This is a genomic window from Kitasatospora sp. NPDC058243, from assembly GCF_042882025.1.
Taxonomy (GTDB): Bacteria; Actinomycetota; Actinomycetes; order Streptomycetales; family Streptomycetaceae; genus Kitasatospora.
Genome location: NZ_JBHVWW010000061.1, coordinates 15,021 through 34,416 on the forward strand (window position 1 = coordinate 15,021; position 19,396 = coordinate 34,416).

General features: G+C 71.1%; 38 protein-coding genes. 3 read left to right on the plus strand and 35 right to left on the minus strand.

Annotated features, from left to right (window positions below; translation table 11 throughout):
• Nucleotides 1-11: 11 nt before the first annotated feature.
• From ACFVX9_RS30380 to ACFVX9_RS30445, 14 genes are all read right to left on the minus strand, one after another.
• Nucleotides 12-1,586 carry a capsid protein gene (locus ACFVX9_RS30380; RefSeq protein ID WP_387984572.1) on the minus strand — a complete coding sequence of 525 codons (1,575 nt, stop codon included), beginning with the start codon at nucleotides 1,584-1,586 and terminating at the stop codon, nucleotides 12-14.
• Nucleotides 1,587-1,604: 18 nt separating this feature from the next.
• The gene (locus ACFVX9_RS30385) at nucleotides 1,605-2,852 is read right to left on the minus strand and encodes a PBSX family phage terminase large subunit (protein WP_387984574.1); all 1,248 of its coding nucleotides are present in this window, start codon (nucleotides 2,850-2,852) and stop codon (nucleotides 1,605-1,607) included.
• A complete protein-coding gene (locus ACFVX9_RS30390; RefSeq protein ID WP_387984576.1) occupies nucleotides 2,852-3,367 on the minus strand; it encodes a helix-turn-helix domain-containing protein in 516 nt (171 codons plus the stop codon). Before ACFVX9_RS30390 ends, ACFVX9_RS30385 begins: the two co-directional genes overlap by 1 nt.
• A 99-nt stretch (nucleotides 3,368-3,466) precedes the next feature.
• A complete protein-coding gene (locus ACFVX9_RS30395) occupies nucleotides 3,467-3,745 on the minus strand; it encodes a hypothetical protein (RefSeq protein WP_387984578.1) in 279 nt (92 codons plus the stop codon).
• A 152-nt stretch (nucleotides 3,746-3,897) separates the two neighbouring features.
• The gene (locus tag ACFVX9_RS30400) at nucleotides 3,898-4,287 is read right to left on the minus strand and encodes a DUF6221 family protein (protein WP_387984580.1); all 390 of its coding nucleotides are present in this window, start codon (nucleotides 4,285-4,287) and stop codon (nucleotides 3,898-3,900) included.
• Nucleotides 4,288-4,465: 178 nt separating this feature from the next.
• Nucleotides 4,466-4,588, minus strand: coding sequence for a hypothetical protein (locus ACFVX9_RS30405; RefSeq protein WP_387984582.1), 123 nt, complete (start codon nucleotides 4,586-4,588; stop codon nucleotides 4,466-4,468).
• 89 nt (nucleotides 4,589-4,677) lie between these two features.
• Complete coding sequence (locus ACFVX9_RS30410; protein ID WP_387984584.1) at nucleotides 4,678-4,899, minus strand: hypothetical protein; 222 nt, start codon at nucleotides 4,897-4,899, stop codon at nucleotides 4,678-4,680.
• 32 nt (nucleotides 4,900-4,931) lie between these two features.
• On the minus strand, nucleotides 4,932-5,321 hold the full coding sequence (locus tag ACFVX9_RS30415; protein WP_387984586.1) for an ATPase: 390 nt from the start codon (nucleotides 5,319-5,321) through the stop codon (nucleotides 4,932-4,934).
• A gap of 47 nt (nucleotides 5,322-5,368) precedes the next feature.
• Nucleotides 5,369-6,385 carry a hypothetical protein gene (locus tag ACFVX9_RS30420; RefSeq protein WP_387984588.1) on the minus strand — a complete coding sequence of 339 codons (1,017 nt, stop codon included), beginning with the start codon at nucleotides 6,383-6,385 and terminating at the stop codon, nucleotides 5,369-5,371.
• Nucleotides 6,378-6,788, minus strand: coding sequence for a hypothetical protein (locus tag ACFVX9_RS30425; protein ID WP_387984590.1), 411 nt, complete (start codon nucleotides 6,786-6,788; stop codon nucleotides 6,378-6,380). The genes ACFVX9_RS30420 and ACFVX9_RS30425 overlap by 8 nt, the downstream gene beginning before the upstream one ends.
• A gap of 13 nt (nucleotides 6,789-6,801) precedes the next feature.
• Nucleotides 6,802-7,815, minus strand: a complete 1,014-nt coding sequence (locus ACFVX9_RS30430) for a hypothetical protein (protein WP_387984592.1) — start codon at nucleotides 7,813-7,815, stop codon at nucleotides 6,802-6,804.
• A gap of 103 nt (nucleotides 7,816-7,918) precedes the next feature.
• Nucleotides 7,919-8,095 carry a hypothetical protein gene (locus ACFVX9_RS30435; protein ID WP_387984594.1) on the minus strand — a complete coding sequence of 59 codons (177 nt, stop codon included), beginning with the start codon at nucleotides 8,093-8,095 and terminating at the stop codon, nucleotides 7,919-7,921.
• 96 nt (nucleotides 8,096-8,191) lie between these two features.
• Nucleotides 8,192-9,277, minus strand: coding sequence for a hypothetical protein (locus ACFVX9_RS30440; protein WP_387984596.1), 1,086 nt, complete (start codon nucleotides 9,275-9,277; stop codon nucleotides 8,192-8,194).
• 57 nt (nucleotides 9,278-9,334) lie between these two features.
• On the minus strand, nucleotides 9,335-9,715 hold the full coding sequence (locus ACFVX9_RS30445; RefSeq protein WP_380480452.1) for a hypothetical protein: 381 nt from the start codon (nucleotides 9,713-9,715) through the stop codon (nucleotides 9,335-9,337).
• A 139-nt stretch (nucleotides 9,716-9,854) separates the two neighbouring features.
• Between ACFVX9_RS30445 and ACFVX9_RS30450 the strand changes: the two genes are divergently transcribed.
• Nucleotides 9,855-10,142, plus strand: a complete 288-nt coding sequence (locus ACFVX9_RS30450; protein ID WP_387984598.1) for a hypothetical protein — start codon at nucleotides 9,855-9,857, stop codon at nucleotides 10,140-10,142.
• A gap of 123 nt (nucleotides 10,143-10,265) precedes the next feature.
• Here the strand turns inward: ACFVX9_RS30450 and ACFVX9_RS30455 are convergent, their stop codons facing one another.
• Genes ACFVX9_RS30455 through ACFVX9_RS30475 form a run of 5 tightly spaced genes read right to left on the minus strand, consistent with a single transcriptional unit; the run spans nucleotide 10,266 to nucleotide 12,057 of the window.
• Complete coding sequence (locus ACFVX9_RS30455) at nucleotides 10,266-10,901, minus strand: hypothetical protein (RefSeq protein ID WP_387984599.1); 636 nt, start codon at nucleotides 10,899-10,901, stop codon at nucleotides 10,266-10,268.
• A gap of 34 nt (nucleotides 10,902-10,935) precedes the next feature.
• On the minus strand, nucleotides 10,936-11,370 hold the full coding sequence (locus tag ACFVX9_RS30460; RefSeq protein ID WP_387984601.1) for a Pycsar system effector family protein: 435 nt from the start codon (nucleotides 11,368-11,370) through the stop codon (nucleotides 10,936-10,938).
• Nucleotides 11,371-11,408: 38 nt separating this feature from the next.
• Nucleotides 11,409-11,576 carry a hypothetical protein gene (locus tag ACFVX9_RS30465; protein WP_387984603.1) on the minus strand — a complete coding sequence of 56 codons (168 nt, stop codon included), beginning with the start codon at nucleotides 11,574-11,576 and terminating at the stop codon, nucleotides 11,409-11,411.
• Nucleotides 11,573-11,827, minus strand: a complete 255-nt coding sequence (locus ACFVX9_RS30470; protein ID WP_387984605.1) for a LuxR C-terminal-related transcriptional regulator — start codon at nucleotides 11,825-11,827, stop codon at nucleotides 11,573-11,575. Before ACFVX9_RS30470 ends, ACFVX9_RS30465 begins: the two co-directional genes overlap by 4 nt.
• A complete protein-coding gene (locus tag ACFVX9_RS30475) occupies nucleotides 11,824-12,057 on the minus strand; it encodes a hypothetical protein (protein WP_387984606.1) in 234 nt (77 codons plus the stop codon). The genes ACFVX9_RS30470 and ACFVX9_RS30475 overlap by 4 nt, the downstream gene beginning before the upstream one ends.
• An 11-nt stretch (nucleotides 12,058-12,068) precedes the next feature.
• Here ACFVX9_RS30475 and ACFVX9_RS30480 point away from each other — a divergent pair, with 11 nt between their 5' ends.
• Nucleotides 12,069-12,215, plus strand: a complete 147-nt coding sequence (locus ACFVX9_RS30480; protein WP_387984608.1) for a hypothetical protein — start codon at nucleotides 12,069-12,071, stop codon at nucleotides 12,213-12,215.
• Between the two features lie 11 nt (nucleotides 12,216-12,226).
• Here the strand turns inward: ACFVX9_RS30480 and ACFVX9_RS30485 are convergent, their stop codons facing one another.
• The 14 genes from ACFVX9_RS30485 to ACFVX9_RS30550 all read right to left on the minus strand — a co-directional run bounded on the left by ACFVX9_RS30485 (nucleotide 12,227) and on the right by ACFVX9_RS30550 (nucleotide 17,382).
• On the minus strand, nucleotides 12,227-12,640 hold the full coding sequence (locus tag ACFVX9_RS30485; protein WP_380480468.1) for a hypothetical protein: 414 nt from the start codon (nucleotides 12,638-12,640) through the stop codon (nucleotides 12,227-12,229).
• Nucleotides 12,637-12,840, minus strand: a complete 204-nt coding sequence (locus tag ACFVX9_RS30490; protein ID WP_387984609.1) for a LuxR C-terminal-related transcriptional regulator — start codon at nucleotides 12,838-12,840, stop codon at nucleotides 12,637-12,639. Before ACFVX9_RS30490 ends, ACFVX9_RS30485 begins: the two co-directional genes overlap by 4 nt.
• A 276-nt stretch (nucleotides 12,841-13,116) precedes the next feature.
• On the minus strand, nucleotides 13,117-13,362 hold the full coding sequence (locus tag ACFVX9_RS30495; RefSeq protein ID WP_380480474.1) for a hypothetical protein: 246 nt from the start codon (nucleotides 13,360-13,362) through the stop codon (nucleotides 13,117-13,119).
• 58 nt (nucleotides 13,363-13,420) lie between these two features.
• On the minus strand, nucleotides 13,421-13,558 hold the full coding sequence (locus tag ACFVX9_RS30500) for a hypothetical protein (protein WP_387984611.1): 138 nt from the start codon (nucleotides 13,556-13,558) through the stop codon (nucleotides 13,421-13,423).
• A gap of 64 nt (nucleotides 13,559-13,622) precedes the next feature.
• Nucleotides 13,623-13,805, minus strand: a complete 183-nt coding sequence (locus tag ACFVX9_RS30505; RefSeq protein WP_387984613.1) for a hypothetical protein — start codon at nucleotides 13,803-13,805, stop codon at nucleotides 13,623-13,625.
• Nucleotides 13,802-14,485: an SAM-dependent methyltransferase gene (locus ACFVX9_RS30510; RefSeq protein ID WP_387984615.1), complete on the minus strand. Its 684-nt coding sequence runs from the start codon at nucleotides 14,483-14,485 to the stop codon at nucleotides 13,802-13,804. Before ACFVX9_RS30510 ends, ACFVX9_RS30505 begins: the two co-directional genes overlap by 4 nt.
• A gap of 12 nt (nucleotides 14,486-14,497) precedes the next feature.
• The gene (locus tag ACFVX9_RS30515) at nucleotides 14,498-14,701 is read right to left on the minus strand and encodes a hypothetical protein (RefSeq protein WP_387984616.1); all 204 of its coding nucleotides are present in this window, start codon (nucleotides 14,699-14,701) and stop codon (nucleotides 14,498-14,500) included.
• A complete protein-coding gene (locus ACFVX9_RS30520; protein WP_387984618.1) occupies nucleotides 14,698-15,030 on the minus strand; it encodes a hypothetical protein in 333 nt (110 codons plus the stop codon). The genes ACFVX9_RS30515 and ACFVX9_RS30520 overlap by 4 nt, the downstream gene beginning before the upstream one ends.
• A 124-nt stretch (nucleotides 15,031-15,154) precedes the next feature.
• Nucleotides 15,155-15,766 carry a hypothetical protein gene (locus tag ACFVX9_RS30525; protein WP_387984620.1) on the minus strand — a complete coding sequence of 204 codons (612 nt, stop codon included), beginning with the start codon at nucleotides 15,764-15,766 and terminating at the stop codon, nucleotides 15,155-15,157.
• 2 nt (nucleotides 15,767-15,768) lie between these two features.
• Nucleotides 15,769-16,284 carry a hypothetical protein gene (locus tag ACFVX9_RS30530; protein ID WP_387984621.1) on the minus strand — a complete coding sequence of 172 codons (516 nt, stop codon included), beginning with the start codon at nucleotides 16,282-16,284 and terminating at the stop codon, nucleotides 15,769-15,771.
• Nucleotides 16,281-16,472 carry a hypothetical protein gene (locus ACFVX9_RS30535; protein WP_387984623.1) on the minus strand — a complete coding sequence of 64 codons (192 nt, stop codon included), beginning with the start codon at nucleotides 16,470-16,472 and terminating at the stop codon, nucleotides 16,281-16,283. The genes ACFVX9_RS30530 and ACFVX9_RS30535 overlap by 4 nt, the downstream gene beginning before the upstream one ends.
• Entirely contained in the window at nucleotides 16,469-16,720 is a 252-nt protein-coding gene (locus tag ACFVX9_RS30540; protein WP_387984624.1) for a hypothetical protein, read from the minus strand. The genes ACFVX9_RS30535 and ACFVX9_RS30540 overlap by 4 nt, the downstream gene beginning before the upstream one ends.
• Nucleotides 16,717-17,004: a hypothetical protein gene (locus ACFVX9_RS30545; RefSeq protein WP_387984626.1), complete on the minus strand. Its 288-nt coding sequence runs from the start codon at nucleotides 17,002-17,004 to the stop codon at nucleotides 16,717-16,719. The genes ACFVX9_RS30540 and ACFVX9_RS30545 overlap by 4 nt, the downstream gene beginning before the upstream one ends.
• Before the next feature lie 27 nt (nucleotides 17,005-17,031).
• Entirely contained in the window at nucleotides 17,032-17,382 is a 351-nt protein-coding gene (locus ACFVX9_RS30550) for a hypothetical protein (protein ID WP_380480494.1), read from the minus strand.
• A gap of 37 nt (nucleotides 17,383-17,419) precedes the next feature.
• Between ACFVX9_RS30550 and ACFVX9_RS30555 the strand changes: the two genes are divergently transcribed.
• Nucleotides 17,420-17,713, plus strand: coding sequence for a hypothetical protein (locus ACFVX9_RS30555; protein WP_387984627.1), 294 nt, complete (start codon nucleotides 17,420-17,422; stop codon nucleotides 17,711-17,713).
• Here the strand turns inward: ACFVX9_RS30555 and ACFVX9_RS30560 are convergent.
• Nucleotides 17,701-18,408 carry a hypothetical protein gene (locus tag ACFVX9_RS30560; protein ID WP_387984628.1) on the minus strand — a complete coding sequence of 236 codons (708 nt, stop codon included), beginning with the start codon at nucleotides 18,406-18,408 and terminating at the stop codon, nucleotides 17,701-17,703. The two genes, ACFVX9_RS30555 and ACFVX9_RS30560, sit on opposite strands and share 13 nt — an antisense overlap.
• Nucleotides 18,405-19,370, minus strand: a complete 966-nt coding sequence (locus ACFVX9_RS30565) for a hypothetical protein (RefSeq protein ID WP_387984630.1) — start codon at nucleotides 19,368-19,370, stop codon at nucleotides 18,405-18,407. The genes ACFVX9_RS30560 and ACFVX9_RS30565 overlap by 4 nt, the downstream gene beginning before the upstream one ends.
• Nucleotides 19,371-19,396 lie beyond the last annotated feature (26 nt).

Here is a 19,396-nt window from a genome sequence, read left to right on the forward strand (position 1 = left end):
CCCTTGCCTGGTCAGCCTGCGGTGGGCGCCCCGGTGAACGGCGCGTTCTCCGCGGCCTCGTCGCCTGGGGATTCGAGGCCGTCGCCTCCCTCGCCGAGTGCGGCGGGGTCGGTGACGGCCCTGCCGGACTCGGCGAGGATCGCGGCCTTCTCGGCCTCGACCCGGTCGTCGTCCCAGTCCGGGTGAAGCATCCGGATCAGGGTGTCGGTGGACGCGGCCTCGGCCTGCCGCAGCAGGTTGACGGTTTCGGCGGCGGTCTTCGGGTCCTCCTGAATGGAGTCCTGGAAATCGATGCGGGGCGGGTCGAGGTCGAGGCCCGGCACGTTGAACAGCGGGCCGGCCTCGACCGCGAGGAGCGCGGCGAGGATGTCGGCGATCGGCTGTGCCTGGTACCGGGCCTTGCGGGCGCGGGTCGTCATGGAGCGGCCCTGCCGGGCGCGGATCTCCGTGGCGGTCACCGCGGTGCCGTCGCCGACCGCGCCGAACGAGGCGGCGGAGTAGCCGGCCTGGCGAACGGCTTGCTCCAGCAGGGCCTGCGCGGTGTCGCGGTGCTCCGCTACCCGGATCTGGAACTGGGAGACGGTGATGCCGCCGTCAGCCGTGGGCGGGATGTTGAGCGGGGTGTAGACCTCGCGGTCGAGGTCGGCGGTCACACCCATGCCGGGACCGTTGCTGGTGAGGTACTGGCCGGACATCATGATGCGGCCCTTGCCGAGCCGCAGGTCCCGCATCCAGCTGGCCCAGGTCTCGTCGAGGGCGTCGAAGAGACCCTCGACGCCCTGGTAGTCGGACTGGCCGAGGTAGGCGGCGGCCGGGGTGTTGCGCCAGCCGCGGGCGGGCCGCATGTTCGGCGCGTACGAGGCGGTCAGGTGGCCGGGGGCGCCGGTCTCGACGGTCGGCTGGAAGTCCTTGGTCGCGTCGTTGGCGGTGAGGGGCATCTGCTTGCCGAGCCGGTACTGGGTGCCCTTGTAGAGGCCGTGGAGAATGACGCCCTTCTCGTGGCGCTCCAGGTGGCGCCACAGGGTCTGGTCATCGCGGGTGACGACGCGCCAGAAGGTGACTGCGGTGAGCTGTCCGTAGGAGAACTCGGGGGCGGCGCCGTCGGCGGCGACCGTGGTGATCCACGGCCGGTCGGCGACGGCAGTGTCCCAGGACACTCGGTAGAAGGTGCCGCCGAGCGCGGCACCGACCTCGCCGCCTTCGAGGAGACTCGGGTAGAGGGTGGTCTCCATGAGCTGGTCGAGGCGGTCCTGGGTGGGGCCGCCGGCCTCGGCGGTGACCCGGGGCGGTTCAGAGAACAGCAGGTCGGATGAGGTGCGGGCGATGTCGGCTGCCAGCGGGATGTGGATTTTCGTCCGCTTCTCGCCGATCGCCGTCGGCTGCCCCCACCACCAGCGTGCGAACCTGCCGACCACCCCGCCGCGCAGCTGCGATGGGCGGTTCTGGTAGCCGCGTTCCCCGCGCAGGCGGTACCGCTCGACGAGTTGGTCGGGGTCGCTGCTGTACCAGGCGTCCCAGTCCGCCATCGCCTCCTGTACGGCGGGATCGGTCGGCGGCCACGCCATGTCCTGGGTGGGCAACGGCATCGGGCTGGCCTCCTCGCGTCATGCTGCTGGTCGCAGGTCGGTTCGGAGGAGACCGCGCCACTCGTGCGCGGTGGAGTGCAGCACGTACCTGAGCGCGTCACACGAGTGATCGTTGACCTTGAGCGGCTTGTCGATGCCTTTGGCCGCGGCCGAGTCGTCCCAGGAGTAGCCCGGCAGTTCGTCGATCAGGCCCTGGCAGGAACGGTGGACGAGGAGCCGGCCGGAGCCGAGCGCGACACCCACGGAGCGGATCCCGTCGAGAACGTCGTTGTCGGCCTTGGCAACGCCGGGTACTCCGTCCGTCCAGAGCTGGGTCATGAAGCTGGCAGCGCTGGGGTCGATGAACAGCCACTCGGGCTGGGCGTCGTTGACCTCCAGCCAGTTACGTAGGCCCTGCGAGTACTGGGCGTCAGTGAGTTGGCGGCGGGTGATGCGGGAGTCGTGCCGGTACTCCGAGACGACGTACAGGCGGCCGTCGACACCAAGTCCGAGCAGCAGGGCGGAGAACGCGTTGACGGTGCCGTAGTCGACGCCGACGCCCAGGATCCGCTGCATCTGCGGCAGCAGGTCGACGACCATGGTGTCGGGCTGCCACATGTCGTAGACGGCGCCCTCGGCCTGGACCCAGGCGCCGTCGATGAACCGGCGGTACCAGAGCCCGACGTACTCCGCTTTGAGAGCGGCGACGTAGGCGGGCGCCAATGAGGGGTTGTCGTCGAGGGTGAAGTGCCAGGCCCGCAGGTCGAGTTCGTTCGCGCGGTCGAGGAATCGTTTCTTCAGCCAGTGGCCGGGGCCGTCCGGGTTCGTCGTGCCGAACAGTCGGGCGCCTGGGACGCTAAGGCGCCCGAGGAGCTGGTTCCAAAATCCCTCGGGGATGAGCGTTGCCTCGTCGACGTAGGCGAGCGAGGCGGTGAGGCCGCGAAGTCGGCCCTCGGCGCGAGCGTCGGCGGCGCCGATCAGATGGATCGTGCGACCGAGGATCGTGGCAGTGGTGGCACCGCGGGTGTGGTGGACCTGGCGGGCGAGCGGGCCGAACAGCTCGATCGTCTGCAGGGGGTCGAGGACGTTGCGCTCGATCGTCTGCAGGCTGCGGCCGACCACGACGATCAGGCCGGTCGTCGGTGCGGTCGAGATCGCAATGAGGAACGCCAGCAACGACGCGATGGTCTTGCCGGAACGAATCGCCCCGGACCAGATGTTGATGCGGGCCGTGGCCTGCGCGATCGAGCGGAGCTGTTTGCGGGAGAGGGGGAGCTGGTCGAGCATCAGCCCTCCTCGCTGTCCTCCTCCGCATAGCGCGCGATGCCGGCCGCGAGGGAGCCGAGCATGGACAGGGCGTCGTCGGCGCCAGCAGCGGCCTTCGGGGGAACGAGCTTCAGCGAGCGGTCAATGGCCATACCGGCGGCGCCGAGTAGGGCCTTCTTGTCGGCCGGTGGCGGCTCGTCGAGGGTGTGCTCGTTGTACTCGCCGTCTCGGCCGCCGAACGCATACACGATGGCGGGCTCCCAGAGTTGGGCGCGGAGTTGTTCGGCGTCCTCGTGGAGTTGTTCGGCGAGCGTGATTCGACGGGCTTCGAGGTCGATGCGGCGGGCTTCGGTCGCAAGTTGGACCTGGCCGGAGCGTTCGAAGCCGAGCCCGGCGTCGTGAACGGTTTTGGTGACGACGCGGGCGGATCGGTCGATCTGCCGCATGATCTCGTTGCGGGACAGGCCCTCGCCGTGCAGGCGGAGGATCTCGGCGCGGACCTCGTCGGTGACGGGGCCGAGGTTGCGTCCGGGCACGGTCACCTCCTCGGGGATCAGGCGGCGGCACGGGCGGGGTGTGTGATCCCGCGCTGTCCGGACACTGCATCAGCGTTGCCGTGCCGCCGCCGCTCTGGGTTAGGCCGCGACTTCTCCGACTCGCCATCCGGGCCGGCGGCCGCCGCGTGCGGGTCGGTCGGCGCCGTTGCGCCAGGTGTGGTGCTCGGCGCGGGCGACGGTGGGCAGGTGGTAGAGGTGCGGGCCGCCGCCGATGGGGAGGGCTTCGATCAGGCCGGTGTGGACCCACCACTTCACGCCCGACTCGGTGACGCCGAACGCCTCGGCGGTGCGGGTCCGGTCGGCGATGTCATCCGGGTCGATGTCGGTGAGCGGCGGGTTGGGGTAACGGACGGCCATGGCGCCTCCCCGGGCAGCACGAAGGCCCCGCGGCTGCTGCTCGGCTGCGGGGCCTTCAGGGATGTTTCTGGGCAGGGGCTACCTGCTGCACATCAGGTTAGAACGGGAGGCGATCACTCCGCAAGCGGCATCGCCGATCAGGCGTCGGGCGCTCACTCGGGCCGGTAGTCGGGGTGGTCGGCGTAGGGTAGGGCGAGTTCGATCAATGTCTGTCGTGCGAAGTGCACCAGCATGGCGTTCGCCGAAAGCAGGGCCTCTTCGCAGCGCACTGCTGTCCGCCGCTTGGCGTCGACCTCGGCCAGCACGCGGACCGGGTCGTGGCGGGCAATGTGCTCAGCATCAGCACGTTCCCAGATACCGCCGCTGTCGTAGCCCGGCGCGGCAACCTCGGCGGACAGCACCTTGCCGTCCGGCGTGGTGCTGATGGCGTACTCGTCGCTCCCGCCTCCGAGTACGTGCCACGGACCGGTAGTCGCTTGGCGCGCATTCTGCTCGTCCTCATCGAGGCGGGCGGCGAGGAACGCCACCAGGTCAGCAGTCACCCGATCGCTCGCAGCGCGACGATCAGGCTGCACCAGATGGCTGCGGCGAATGCGGACTTGGCCATGACCTCCACGAATCCGGGGGCCTGGATCCAACTGCGGATGATGCGCGTCATGTGTCTATCCTCTCGCGGGTCCGTCCGCCCCGGGTAGTACCGGGGCGGACGGTGTAGTCGGCCTACTTGGTCGGCGGCTGCGGGTTCGGCTGCGGCCAGACGACGCTGGCTCCGCTGCCGCGTTCGACAACGATGGGTTCAGGCTGCTGCGGGTCCTGCTGGGCGGGGCCGTTGGCGTACGCCATGATGGCGGTCTCCTCTGCTGCTGTGCGGTGGGTGGAGGGCCCGGGGCGGCCGCACCGCCTGCCAGCAAGCCGGCCGCCCCGGGGCGAGGTCAGAGGTTGGTGCTGGCGTGCAGGGCCTCGACGGCCCAGTTCTCGCCGCGGTCGGCGGCTTCGGTGACGGCGGCGTTGATCGCGGGCCAGGGTCGCTGGCCGTTGCGCTCGGCTTCGAGGCCGATGTCGACGAGGCGACTGGCGGTGGTGTCGGTGAGACGGAAGGTTCGCTGCAGGATGGCGATCATGGCGGTACGGGTGGCTTGCTGATCCTTGGTCATGCCGGTCTCCTCAGGGATTGGTGGTCGGTGGGTCAGCGCTCGATGACGGGCCGGTTCAGGTCGCGGTGGTGCAGGTCGACGGTCCATCCGCGGTTGAGGAGCAGGGCGGCGATGCGCATGCCGGCGGCGGGTGCCCTGTGGCGACCGCCGGTGCACGCGGTGGCCACGGTGATGTTGGCCTGGTTCCGACCGGGGCCGGTGGCGTAGTTGATGATGTCGGCGACGGCGCGGTCGAGGTGCTCGCGGACTCCGGGGGTGGTGAGGACGTGGTCGACGACGTCCTGGTCGAGTGCGGTGCGCTGGCGCATGTTCGGGTCGATGTGGGGGTCGAGGTAGGGCCGCATGTCGATGAGCGGCAGGTCGGTGTCGGGGGCGGGTGCGTGGCCGAGGCCGAGGGTGATGATCTGGATGGTCGGGGCCATGTGGCTCTCCTTGGTCGGGGTGATGGGCTGGTCGGAGGGGTGGTCGGTCAGGCGGCGCCGACCGAGTGGACGACGATCGTGCGGGCCGGATCGGTGGGGTGGGGCACGGTGGTGAACTCCTGCTGGGGCTCGGTCTCATCGGCGTTGTTGGCGTTGGCGTTGGCACTCTGACCTGCGCCAACGTTGGCAACAACGGGGGCCCCATCCCCCTCCTGGGAGGGGGATGGGAGTTTGGTCACGTCCTGGTGGTGAACGCCGGGGCCGTTGCCGTGAGGGGTGCGGACTCCTTCGCGGACCGGTACGCCGGCCTGGGAGAGGAGGGCCCGGACGCCCTTGGTGGAGGTCTCCCAGAAGGGGTGAGCGGAGGCCAGATCGGCCGCCAGTCGGGTGAGGAGAACGGAGGTCCCGTCGGCCGTCAGGGAGGCGGCCAGCACGCGCGTTTCGGCGGCAGTCGGGACGGTCTCCTCGGCCTCCTGGTCGGCCTCCTCGGGCGCGTTCTTCCCGGCCTGCTTGGCGGGCGGCCGCTGTGCGTGGTCGGGGGTGGCCTTCTGGCCGAGGATGAGGGCGGTGATCACCCAGAGGGTGAGGCCGCTGGTGATGCTGACGGCGCCGTAGTGGTGGACCGCGTGGCGGGCGGCGGGGACGCCGGCCAGCAGGACGGCGGAGACGACCGCGCACCCGGCGGCGATCAGGGCGGGGTGGGTGGGGCGCTCCCCCTTGAGGTCTTCCAGGGTCTTGGCGCGCTGCTCGGGGTCCTTGATCTCCCGGGCCCTGGCGCGTCGCTCCTTCCACGCGGCGAGGGTCTCGGCGTGCTCCGCCTTGGCGTCGGCGTGGCGGGTCTTCAGCGGGGAGAGCATGCGGTGGTTGCCCCAGCGGAGGGCGGCCAGCGAGATGCCGCCGAGGTACGGGTGAACGGGCCGCTGGCCCTTGAGGGCTTCGAGCGCGGCGGCACGCTCCTTGGGATCCTTGATCTGGCGGGCCTTGGCACGGGACTCGTTCCACGCGGCGAGGGTCTCGGCGTGCAGGGTGAGGGAGTCCTGGAGGTAGTTGGACATCTCAGGCACCGACCAGGCCGTGGAGGAAGCTGCCGATGACGGTGAACGGCAGGCAGAGGATCGAGCCGGAGGCCAGGGCGGCGGCGGGCAGCGTCGCGCCGACGACCACGTCCTTCCACACGCGCGGCTTTGTGCCGAACAGGACGATCACGAGGATCAGGGCGGTGGCCCCGGCCCCGGCGTTGAACTGCTGGTTCATCGCGTTGGTGAGCGAGTCGCCCACCACCTTCGGCGCTTCGAATGCCTGGCCGGCGCCCTGGGCGAAGAGGCCAAACAGGAGCATCCACCAGGCGGTGTGGTGGTCCTTGTGCTGTTCGGCCAAGGTGCCCTTGCCCCGGTGGCCGACGAGCAGCCACACCATGATCACGAGGCACAGGCCGGTGGCGGTGATAGGTCCGAGCAGGGAGGTCATGGTGGCTCCTGGGCTAGTAGAGGGGGAGGGCGGCGAGAAGGGGGCCGAGGCCGAAGGCGACGGCGAGGCCGGAGGCGACGGGCACGCGCACGGCGATCAGGATCATCAGGGGGCCGGGGCCGCGGACCTCGCTCACACGCAGGCGGCCGAGCTCGCGCAGGTAGAGGTCGATGGCCCATCCGCCGGCGGCGAGGAGCAGGCCGACGTAGGGGCCGCCGGGGGTGATGACCTGGATGAGGCCGGTGGAGTAGCCGCCGATGGCGGAGATCCCGGTGAGGATGCACCAGCGGCGGAAGCGCCGGACCCGGTCGTCGGGGCCGCTGCGGCGGGCGGCGCGGCGGCGCTGGCGGCGGGCCCGCGCCCTGGTCTCGCGCTGGTCGGCGAGCTGCTGGCGGCGGTGGCGCCAGGCGCGCTGACGGGGCGTCTCCCCTGCGGCGGCGCACTCGGCGTCCTCCCGGGCCCGCTCGCGCCGCTTCTCCAGCTCGCGGGCAGCAGCCAGGCGCTCCGCCCGGTCGGCGGGGGTTTCGGTGATCCGGTCGGCGAGGTAGTCGAGCATGCCGACGACGTCGTCCGGGCGGCCGGGCGAGGTGGGGGTGAGGATGTCCTCGATGCGGTGGCGCTCGGCTCGCTCCTGAGCGGTCTCCTTGACCTTGCCGAGTGCCGCGTCCATCCGGGCGCGCTCGGCGGCGAGCCTGGTCTCGTACTCGACCTGCTGGCGGGCTTCACGCTGGGCGGGCGTCTCGGTCAGGAGCTGGCCGATCTGCTCCCCCACTTGGGAGGCGATCGCCGTGGCCTGCTCGGCGAAGAGCCTGCCGGCCGGGGCCCAGAATGCTTCGGCGGCGGCCTCCATCGAGGGCGGTTCGGCGGGGGCGGCGCCGACCGGGATCGGGGTGTAGACGGTGGTGCCCGGCTGGGCCGGGATGCGGGGGCCGGACTTGCGCCACCACTCGCCCACCGGCTCGGGGGTCGGCATACCGGCGGTGGGCGGCTCGGTCGGCGGCGGCGGGGGCGGGGGCGTGGTGGTCACCGCTCCTCCCCCTTGCGGAGGTGCCAGACGGCGAGGCCGGCGGCGATGGTGATGATGGGGCAGGCGATGGTGAGGAGCCAGTCCAGCACGGAGGTCTCCCAAGTTAGGAGTTGCGCCACCAGGCGCGGGGCGGCGGGTTGTTGTCGAGCGCGGTGCTGCGGCGGGTCTTGGCGTTCATGGCGGCGTGTCCGGCGCGGTCGGCGTCGCGGACCGCCTTGGCCCGACGCTGCTGGCCGGACTCGGCGGGCTGGCCGCCGGTGAGCTTGGACCAGAGGCCCATGGTCATCTCCTGGCGTGGAGGGTGGTCGTGAGGGCGCTGGGGGTGCGGGTCGCTCGGCGGGGCCCGCACCCGCGGTGGTGTCCTTCAGGCGTACCTTCAGGCGTATCCGCCGTTGCCGTGGCGGCGCTCGTACTCGGCGCGCTGCTGCTCGGCCTCGGCATCGATTGCCGTTGCAGCGGCCTCTTCGGCTTTGCGTGCGCGGTGCAGTGCAGTGCGGACGTACGCGGTGTCGGTGGCCATGCCTTGAAGTGCGAGGTGTTGCACGATGGTGGCGGGGGACGGCTTCGAGCCGCCGAGCCACCAGGCGATCTCCATCACGGCATCGGCTTTGCTCATGCCGTTGACCTGGGGCGCATCGCCGCGCATCGCCCGGGCGGGGTCGAGCGCGGGTTGCTCGTCGACGGCTGGCGGCTGCGGTACCCGGTCGAGGGTGACGCTGGGGACTGCGGCGCGCTCCAGCAGCAGGGCGACCTGCCCCGGAGTAATGGTGACCTTGTAGGTGGCCAGGGTGTCGGCGATCTCGGCAACAGTGGCGCCGGGGGTAGCGGCGGCGACGCGCTGAACGGCGGTGGCGGGTCCGAGTTCGGCGAACTCGGCGGCGATGATGTCCTCGGCGGTGCGGGCCGCGGGGGGTGCTGCGGTCTGATGCTCCGGTGATGCGCTGCTGGTCACGTGGGCTTCGGCCTGGCCCTTGAGGGCGTCGTAGGCCTTGCTGCCGGCAAGGAGCCAGCCGAGCGCGCCAAAGGCAGGCATGCGCATCGGAATCTCGCCGCGGGCCGCTCGGGCGGTGGCTCGTTCGGCGGTCCAGGAGAGCGCGGAGACGACGAGGAGGCCGATGGCGGGAGCGGCGTACAGCACTTCGGCGGGGCGGCCGCCGTCGGTGAACTGGGCGTGCACCAAGTTGAGGTAGATCGACACGCCGGCCATGCCGAGGGTGGCGAGGATGGGTCCGGCGGCGGAGCGTCCGGCGCGGACGGCCTCGCTGGCGGATCGCAAGCACAGGTAGGCGACGCCGTCGAAAACCAGGCCGGCGGTGAGGGCGAGCGGGCGGGGGACGTGGTAGTGCCTGGCGACGACGTAGAGGGACCAGCCGGCGGTGAGGGCGGCGGCGGTGCGGACGAGGGCCATGGCGGCGGTCCAGCCGTAGGCGCTGGTCTCGGGGGGCGAGGCTGTGGTGGTCATGGTGGTGAGCTCCGGGGAAGCGGGGCAGTTGGTCGGGAGGACAGCGGCCTGGGTGGTCTAGGCGGCCTCCGCGTAGAGGCGCTCGGCGGCGGCCCGGGTGGCCTTGTAGGACCAGAGGCCGGTGGTGAGGGCGGGCGCGTCGGGGGCGTAGACGTACACGGCGATCCAGCGGCTGGTGGTGCGGTGCTGGACCCAGGCGCGGCGGGCGTCGTGGCCGGTGGTGGCGCGGTGGGCCTTGGCGACGTGGCGGCCGTACCAGGACTGCTGGCCGTCGGGGAGCTGGATGCCGAGGTGGGTGAGGTGGTCGCCGGTGCGGGTGAGGTCGCCGCGGTCGAGGGCGGCCTGCAGTCGGCCGTTGAGGGTGGCGTACTGGGTGGCCCGGGTGGTGTCACGGGCCTGGGTGGTGTTGCGGGCGCGGATCTTGATGGTGACGCGCATGGGTTCCCTCCCCTTGGGGGTGGCGGCTGGTGCCTACGCGACCCATACTTGCATCATGAAGTTGCAACGTCAAGATGCATCATTGAGATGCAAGAAGCGTATCTATCAGGGCCGCACCCGACCGTGGCATCATCGGGGCATGACCAGCACCGAGAGAGCGCAGCAGGCAGCGCGCGACCAGCTCGCCGAGCTCAGTGCTGCCTACGCCGAAGCCGAGTCGAAGCTCGAAGCCGCCCGCGAGGCGCTCAACGACGGCATCGTCGTCGTACTCAAGGCCCGCATGCTCGGTCCGTCCGAAGTGACCCGCATCGTTCCGTACGAGCGACAGCACGTCGGCCGGATCGCCAAGGCCGGCGGCGTCCCTCCCCTACGCGAACGCACTGTTGTCAGCGCCAAGACGGCCACCCCGGGGTCCCCTTCCGCCTGACGCATCACCGCGCACCGCGGCCCCACCCGACGTCTCGGGTGGGGCCGTTGTCATGCCGTTGACCTGCAGCGCATCCGCCGCGCATCTCGGCGTATCAGGGGTTGGCCGGGCGATCGTTGGCAGTCACGCCGCGGCGAGTTCGGCGAGGGTGCGCTCGGCGCGGTCGGCGTACTCGTCGACGGTGAGGACGGCTCGGCAGTCGAGGGCGGAGCACTCGCGCATCCCGTCCGGCCGGGTCGCGACAGTCAGGAGCTGGCAGCGGGGGCAGACCTGCCGGCGGGCTGGCGGCGCTATCGGCATGCCGGCGGCGCGGTTGAGCATGCCGTGGAGGCGTCCGATCTCGGCGGCCATGTCCCGGGCGTACGGGCGGGCGGCAGCCCAGTCGAGGTGCAGCTGCAGGGTCTTCACGGCGACGGAGACGGTGCGCTCCCAGTCGTGGCCGGCGGGGCGGGTCCAGGCGGTCCAGTCGTTGGCGCGCTGCCGGTCGTTGAGGACGGTGCGGGCCCAGGAAGAGAGCAGGTCCAGGCCGGGTGTCTGGTCCTGGTCGCCGTATTCGTCGTGGACGGCCTCGGGGGCGGTGGGGCCGATCAGGGAGAGGGTGGCAGCGTTGCAGGGCAGCGGGGCGGTGCGGGTGGCGCCGGAGACGCGGGCCCCGCGCCGGCCGGCACCGGGCTGCAGGGCGAGGTGAGCGCGCACGATGAGCTCGGGCAGCTGGGCGAGCTGGGTGCGGAGGCGGTCGAGGTGCGGGGCGGGGAGCATCCGGTCTCCTGGTCTGCGCTGGTCTGGTGGTGGGTCAGTTGGCGGCGGTGAGTGCCGCAGCGATGGCTATGGCGATCACGGCGGCGATGGTCGTGTCGGTAGCCCAGCGGAGAATGATCATCTTTTGGGCGCACAGGCCGGACAGAGCTACCAACCGGGCGGCGCGCCGGTCTTGCTGCACTTCCCCGGCGATGTCGTTGGGGTGGAGGTCTGCCCACTGGAGGTAGCTGCCGCTGGTGTCGCCGCCGAGGCGGGGGCGGATGACCATGGCAGCGAGGACCAGGGCCGCGCCGAGAACGGCGGCGGCGATGACGGTGGAGGCCGTGTGGGTGTGGCCTCCGCTGGTAGTGAGGCCGAGAGCCGCGGCGAGGATTCCGCCGGCGGACAGGAGGGTGGAGGCTTTGGTGTCGGTGCGGGCGATTTCGGCCGCGACGATGCCGAGTTCACGGTCGATCGGGTCGGTGGTCACGGGCTTCTCCTCAGGTGGGCTGTGGCTGTCGATGTGGGTTACGACTGCGTGTGCTCGCGGTGGATGTGGGCGATGCATTCGGCGAGGGCGGCCTGCAGCCCGGCCTGCGGTTGGGCGGCCTGCTCGCAGGTCTCGGCCGGGTGAGCGGGGTGGTGGCAGTTGGGGCACAGTTCGATGTGGATGGTTCCGGTGTCGTTGCCGGTCACGCTGCGCTCCTGGGCTGGTGGGTGGCCGTGTCGAGGTTGAGTTGGCCGGTGCGGTAGGCGAGGACGACGGCGTGAGTGGTGCTGCGCGCGCCGAGTTTCCGGCGCGAGGCGGAAGTTCGGTCGAGGACCGCTTTACGGCTGATGCCGAGACGGCGGGCGGTCTGCTCGCTGGTGTAGCCGTCGGCGGCGAGGGCGAGAGCCTCGATCTCGGCGGCGGTGAGTGGGGCTCCGGGGCGGGCGTGGACGGTCACGGCTGCGGCTCCTCGGTGTCCTGGACAAGCGCGTAGCCGGCGCGGCGGGGCTTGCCGGCTTTGGTAACGGCGCTGGAGTGGAGGCGGCTGGCGAGGACGCTTCGGGGGCGTTTTCCGGTGGTGGCGTCGACGACGTCAGCACGGTTGCTACCAGGGGTGTATTCGACGATGCGGATGGTGGCTCCGCCTCGGGGGTCGCAGTCGGTATAGATCTGGCGGGGCTTGATCATGTGCTGGCTCCTTGCCTGGGGATGAGGCCGCTGGTCTCGGCCTGCTGGCGTACGGGGTCGGTCGTCTCGGGTGGTTGTTGGGAGCGGCCGTGTGGGTGGAGGGCGAGGAGGGCGGCCCCAAGGCCGGCGCCGAGGAGGGCGCCGGCCAGGACCGGTAGGGGGTCGAGGGTCACGCGTTGGGTTCGGTGGTGTGGTCGACGCACGTCCACGCGCCGTCTCGGCTCAGGGTCCAGCCGAGGAGAGTGGCGGTGATGGCGATCTTGATGGGGGCTCGGCTGGGGATGTCGAAGTTGGTGATCTTGATGCCGCAGCAGTTGGCGGCGATGGCGTGGAGACGGGGCAGTTCGTCGCCAGTGGCTCCTGGAGCGTCGTCCCAGATGACGCGGGTGTGGCCGCCGTGGCCGTTGATGGCAATGACGTCGTCGATGCCGGTCCACTGGACGGTGGAGGGTCGGTCGCCGGTCCAGCGGATGGTGACGGCGCCATCGGGCCACTGAACGCCGTGGGCGATGGTGCCGGTGCCGCTGATGCCGGTGATGTCGGTGTCGCGCTGGAGGGTGAAGAGGCGGGGTTGTTCGGTCACGGCTGGTCTCCGGGGGGCTGGTTGAGGTTCTGGATGGCCTGGTCGAGGGTGTGGGCGCCGAGCGCGCGGACGGCGCGGAGGCGGGCGTTGCGGACGTCTCGCTCAGGGAGGTTGAGGGCGCGGGCGATCTCGTAGTCCTTGTAGCCCTGGGCGCGGTGGCGGAGAACGTCCGCCTCGAAGGTGGTGAGGGCCCTGGTCACTGCTGGCCGCCGGTCTGGCCGAGCACCGTGCGGGCCACGTCGAGGGCCCGGTGCAGGACCTCGTGGTCCGGGTCGTTCCAGGTGAGGCTGCGGATCATCGTGGCGGCCTCGTCGAGCAGGGCGGCGACGGGTTCGCTGAGGTCCGGGCTGATGCGGTGGTCGCGAGTTCGTCGAGGGGGTTCGGGCCGTCAGCGAGGCAGGTGGGCAGGTCGGTCACGGTGTGTTCCTCCTGGTGGTTGGGCCTGCCGCCGGTAGGCGACAGGCCGGGGTAGGTAGTCAGCGGGTCTGGTTGGACCAGTACGCGTCGTGCCGCTCGCGGTTCGTGAGCTGGCAAAACAGCAGTCGGCACATGCGGCAGATCGGGCGGCACGGTGGCACTCCGGGTGCCAGCTCAGGGCCGGCCGGGGCCTCACAGCAGGTCTTGCTTGTGTCTGGGTGGATGATGTGCGACGCGCCGGCGTCATCAAGGCGGTCGGTGTAGCGGGGTTCCCAGCGGGTGAGTTCGGCGGGCGTGTAGGTCATATGTCCAGCCTGGCAGTGGAGTTGGGCCTGCCGCCGGGTGACGGCAGGCCGGGGCGGGTCAGCGGGACTGGGCTCGCTCGATGGCGCTGGCCAGGTCCTCGGCGAGGGCGGGGATCTCCATCTGGTCGATGCCGACCTCGTCCTCGATGGCGTTCAGGGCGGTCTCGATGACCTCGGTGAGCTGGTCGTGGTCCACGGTGGTGGCCTCTCCGGGGGTGGGCCGCCCGCGGTTACGGGCGGCGTTGACGGGCGTCGGGGTGTCAGCGGTGGCCGGCTTCCCAGCAGGCGGGGCAGATGTCCCGGCCGCCGGGGCGCTGGTGCCAGCCGTCGGCCTTGCGCCAGGCACGGACCTCGGCGACGGTCCTCGCCGCGTGGTGGTGGATCTCGGGCTTCTCGCAGCCGGGCACGTCGCAGTGGACGATCGGGATCATGTAGAAGCTCACGCGGCGGCTCCGGCGGGGACGGCGGCGAGGTGCTCGGCGAGCTGTCGGCCGATCCAGCGGGTCATGGCCGGGGGGATGCACTCGCGGATGCCGTCCCGGCTCATCCACTCGACGCCCATGTCGGCGCGCACGTAAGGCACGTTCGAGAAGTTGCCGACCGCGTGGTAAAAGTCGCCGGGCTGCAGGGGGCGCCCCATCTTGACGGTGGCACCGGTGTGCTGCGGGTGGATCGGCTGGTCAAGCCGCAGGCCGCCGCCGGGCTCGAACAGGCGGTGCCGGTAGGTATGCAGGCCGTAGGTGGCGGCGCACAGGGTGACCGGGTCGATCAGTTCGGGGCGGGCGTCTTCGACGTTCTCGATCACCCACAGGCGTCCGGTGGACTCCAGCGCCTGGCGGGTAGGGCCGATGAGGTCGGGATGCTCGCGGCCCTGGATGCGCTGGGTGGCACTGTAACGCTGGCAGGGCGGGGAGGCGGCGATGGCGTCGAAGTCGGCGCCGTTGGTGGCGATGTACTCGACGGCGTCGGCTTGGACGAAGGGGAACGGGTAACGGGGCTGGGGGTGGAGGTCGACGCCAACGACGTTGAAGCCGGCGAGGTAGTAGCCCATGGAGGCGCCGCCTTGGCAGCAGTAGGCGTCGAGGAGCCAGTAGCCGTTCCAGGGGCGTTCGGGGAGCTGCATGGTGGCGGGTCCTCAGTTGGTCGTGTCGCGGGTGGCGGCGAGGACCGTGGCGGTGGCGCAGGGCCACGGTTCGACGTAGTGGCCGCGGCGGGAGCATCCGGTGCAGATCTGCCAGCCGGCGTGGTCCTGGGGCTGGTGGAGCAGGCGGACGGCGGCAAGGGCGTCCAGTGCGGTGATCAGGCGTTCGCGGAGGTTGGGCGGCGGGGTTCCGGTCACCGGGCACCGCCGGCGGCGGGGGCGATCGTCTGCTGGAGCATGAGCTTCAGCAGCAGGGCGCCGATGGTCTCGCCGAGGTTGCCCTGCTCCGCGAGCCAGCAGTCGGCGTAGCCCTGCATGGTGAAGTCGCCGCCTTTCCAGCCCTGGTAGGTGCTACCGAGGGCTCCCCGGGCTTCGGCGAGCATGTCGCCGACGCGGACGTTGGCGGCGGGCTCGAAGGCGATGTCCTCGTAGTAGCCGCGGTAGGAGTGCGGGTTGGTGAAGCCGTCGGTGATGACGAGGTCGGGGTCGGCGGTTTCGAGGGTGGCGATGAGGTCGTCGAGGATCACGCGGGTCTCCGTGGTGGGTGTGTGTGGCGGCCCTTCTGGGGCCTGTGGGCGGTCGGGTGGCACTCGGGATGCCTGTGGCCGTGCGCGGCTGTTAGGGGTCCGGTCCTGGCCGCGCACGGGGCCGTCAGGTCGCGGGCTTCCGGTGGGTGGCGAGTTCGGTCAGTAGGACGCGGCCGACTTCGCGGTTGGTCTCAGTGGCGGCGTGGGCCTCGGCCAGCTCGGCGGTGAGGCGATGGACGTCGGCGGCGAGCAGGCGGGCGGCGCGCTGGTTGGACTCGGCGACGGCGCGCTCGGTCGCCAGCTCGGCCTGGAGCTGTTCGACGGCCTCGATGGCGCGGTCGCGGCCGTGTTCGGTGATGTCGAGGTGCTCGCGGGCGGTGCTGGCGCGAGCCTTGGCGGAGTGCCAGGCGGTGCGAAGTCGCTCGTTCTCGGCGCGGAGTTGGGCGTTCTCCAGGGCATGCTCGGCAACGTCGGCGGTGCGCTCGTCGAGCCGGTCCTCCAACTCCCGGACCCGGGCGACGAGGACGGCGATGTCCTGGTGGGCGTTGACGACGAACTCCAGGTCAGCGTCGGCTTCTTCGCCGTCCCCGAAGACGAGCGAGCCGACGATGGCACCGGTGCGGCCGATGAGGGTGTCCTCGCCGAGCGGGCCGCAGTGTTCGCGGCGCCACGGTCCGGGGGTGGCGGCAGCGAGCCGGGCCTGGATGGCGTCGAGGTCGAGGGGCGGCGGGGTCATGGTCAGGCCTCCTGGGCGGTGATCGTGGTGCCGGAGAAGTCGACGCCCTCGTACCGGTCGTCCTCGTCGTGGTTGTGGAGGGCTTCGATGGCGTCGGTGATGGCGTGGCGGACGTCGGAGAGGGCGTCGGTGTAGCCCGCAACGGTGCCGCGGGACTCGGGGTCGTCGTCACCGACCTCGTTGGCGGTCATGTCGGGGATCGCGGCGACGGCCTTGAGCGCGGCGATCAGGTCGTCGACGGGGACGAGTTCGATGACGGTGGCGCCGTCGTGGCCGTGGATTTCCTTGACGTGGCCGAGGTGGTCCCAGACGACGGTGGAGCCGCGTTCGCCGCGCCAGCGGACGACGGCGCGGGACTTGCCGGCGGCGGGGAAGAGGACGCCGTCCGCGACGATGCCGGTGCCGGAAACGCCGGTGACGTCGTGGTGGCGGCGGAGGATGAACGGCTGGGCAGTGACGGGCGGGAGAGCGTCGAGGTAGGCGGTGATGCGGTCGGCCTCGGGCTGGGGCTGGTTCATCGGCTGGTCTCCTCGATGCGGGTGCAGTTGCGGCAGGTGATCGGAGCGTCGTCGTCCTTGCGTTCGTCGCGCGGGCCTTCGATGTAGCCGCAGGCGGTGACGAGGTTGTCCGGGAGACCGGAGGCGATCTTGGCGGCGTGGGTGTTGCGGCCGCCGTGGAGGCGCAGGCGGTGCGGATAGGTGCTCATCGGGTGGGCTCCTGGGTGGCGGTCGGGTAGTTGTAGGTGCTGGCGTCATCGGGGTGCGGACTGCGGTAGTGGTCGTCGTCACGGCGGGGCCAGACGTGGATGGTGATCGGGCTGGCGACGTCGGGCCGGCATGTGCGGGTGTCGTCGGCGAGGTGTTCGGCGAGAGACTGCGGGGTGCCGGTCCAGGTCTTGGTGCCGTAGCGGACCTGGCGCCCGGCGGTGGTGATGCGGTAGATGAACTGGCTCATCGGGTGGTCTCCTCGGTGGCGAGCAGCTCGGAGGCGGCGTCGCGGATGCGGGCAGGGGCGAACCAGACGAGGGCATCCGGGTCGATCAGGTCGGCGACCGTGCCGATCAGGGGGCGGGCGGCGGCGAGGTGGTCGGGGAGGCGGTCCGAGGCGGCTCGCTGCTGGGTGGCGGCCTCGGCAAGTACCTCCTTGCGGTAGGCGTCGAGGAGTCCCTCCGGGGTGCGGCCGTTGTTGGCGCACTCGGTGAAGCTGATGACGTCGAGCAGGAGTTCGCGGGTGGTCACGGTCGTCTCCTCAGGTGGCAGGACGGATTAGCGGGTGGCCATGTGGAACAGCGGGGTCGCGGCGCGCTGGAGGCGGGTGGCGGCCACCTGGAGGGCACGAACGGTTGCGCGCATTGCCTCGTCGACTTCCCGGACCGCGTCGGCCGGGTCGGTGCCGTCGTCCATGCGGATCTCGTTGGCGCGCTGGCGGGCGGCGATCTCCCAGGTGAGCTGTTCCAGGGCCTGCGGGAGGTGCTGGAGCAGGTTGAGGACGGTCTGGGTGGTGGCGCTGATGACGGGCGCGGGGATGCCGGTCTCGGCTGTGGCGTGGTTGAGCTTCTCGACGGCGTCGCGGGCGGTGCGGGCGGCGACGGTCGGGTCGGTGGAGCGCTTGGGCATTGGGGTCTCCTCAGGCGGCGGGGCGGTTGGTGTTCTGGTGGACGCATTCGCCGAGCAGGCAGGCCTTGACGGTGTCGCGCCACTGGTCGGGGTTGACGAGGCGGTAGCGGACGCCGCGGCGGTGGTCGCGTTCACGGTTCCGGTGGACGGGCTCAAACTCGGTGGCGGCATCCTCGGGGCTCGTAGCCGCGGTGCCGAGGGCGGAGCCGGTGGCGCAGCCGTTGGGCTCGTACCGGACCCAGCGGCAGGCCGCGAGTGGTTGACGCCGTCGATGACGACGAACAGCAGCAGCGGGCTGGTGGTCATGCTGGGCTCCGTTCAGGCGGCGTGACGCTGGGTGGTGGCGGCTCGGCGTTCGGCCTCGGCGCAGATCTCGGCCAGCTGCCGGTAGCTGGGGCTGCGGTTGGGGCGGCCGTCCTGGATCTGGTCGGTGCCGAGGCCGCCGTTCCAGCAGTCCGGACGGGCGTAGGCGAGCGGCGGCTGGGTGAGCTGCTCGGCCAGGTCCTCGTAGCCGAGGACGAGGCGCTTGCGGCGCTCGCTGTCAATGCGGGCGCGGGCGTTGCCCTCCTTGAGCATCCGGGCGAGGTCCTTCTGCTGGCGGAGCGCACGGATGTCGTCTTCGGTGAGGTCGGTCATGCCGCAGGCGGGCGCCGGGACGGGACCGATGGCGGCGATCGCGCGGGAGACAGGCACCGGTTCACCGGCGGCTGCTCGGCGCCGGCTGGCAGCGATCTGCCGTTGGTACTCGGCCGGGTCGCCGGTGTCCGGGATCGGGTCGATGTGGTGTTCGGCGGCCCGGCGGGCGTGGATCTTCCATTGGTCGGCGATGTCCGACGGCCGGATCTGCCAGGGGCTCTTGGCGTAGTGCTCGGCGATGGCGTTGACGGCGAACTCGAAGGGGACCTCGGCGAGGGCGACGACCCACAGGGCGGTGGCGGCGATGGCCTCTTCGAGGTCGTCGGGGAGGATGCGGGAGTCGGTGAGGGCGGCGCGCTTGAGGAACGGGCCGATTTCGGCGGGGTTCATGCGGTGCCTCCGGCGATGCGGGCGGCGGCCTCGTCGAAGAGGCTGCGCTTCTGCTGGTTGCGGGTCATGGGGCCGCTGGGAAGGATCGTGGCGGGGATGTGGCCGGCCTGTGGGGCGTCGGGGAGAGAGCGCCAGCCGGGGATGAAGTAGTTGCCGCCCCGGGGGCGCGTTTTGGCGTGCTGCCACTGGCCGCGGGCGTGGTCGACGAGCATCGGGATGCCACACCGCTTGATGAGCGCCTCAATGAGGAACCAGTCGTTGGCGGCGAGGTCCCATCCGACCGCCATCTGCTCGTTGGTGAGGGCGGAGACGAGGGGCTGGCACGCCGCAGGGATCCGCGGCTGGGGACCGATCGTCGGCAACTGCTGGGCGTCGTCGCGGCTAGCTAGCTGTACCTCCGTAGGAGGTACAGGGGGATGGGGACGGGACGGGGCAGCGTTACTAACGCCGTTACGAATCTCGTCTACCTGCGACGATGCGCGGTTTTCGGGACCGCTTTCTCGTGTCGTCATGTCGTCGTCGTGTCGAGTTGGCGTCGTCGAGCTGTCGTTTCCGGTCTCCGCAGCGCTGGGCGTAACGCCGTTACGCAGGGCGTTACGGTCACCGTTACGACGTTCTTCCTTCTCCGCCTTCTTCCGGTCCCGCCACGCCTGCTGCCGCGCGGCGTTGGCGGCCCGCTCCTCCTTCACCTTGGCCCGATCCGGGTTGTAGATCAGGTAATCGTGGATGACCCAGCCATCGTCGGCTCGGTCCCACAGGCCGGCCTCCTCCAACTCCTTGGCGGCGGACTTTGCCCCGCGGATGCGGGTGATGACCGGCAGCTCCCGGTCAAGGACGTGTCCCTCGGTGAGGTTCTCCGAGGACCAGCACAGGGCGGAGACGTACAGACGGAATGCCTTGTCGGACAGCAGCACGACCTTGCGGTGCGAGGGGAAGCGGTCGTCGAGCTTGACCCACGGCATGTGCTGGTCTCCGGTCAGTTGGTGCG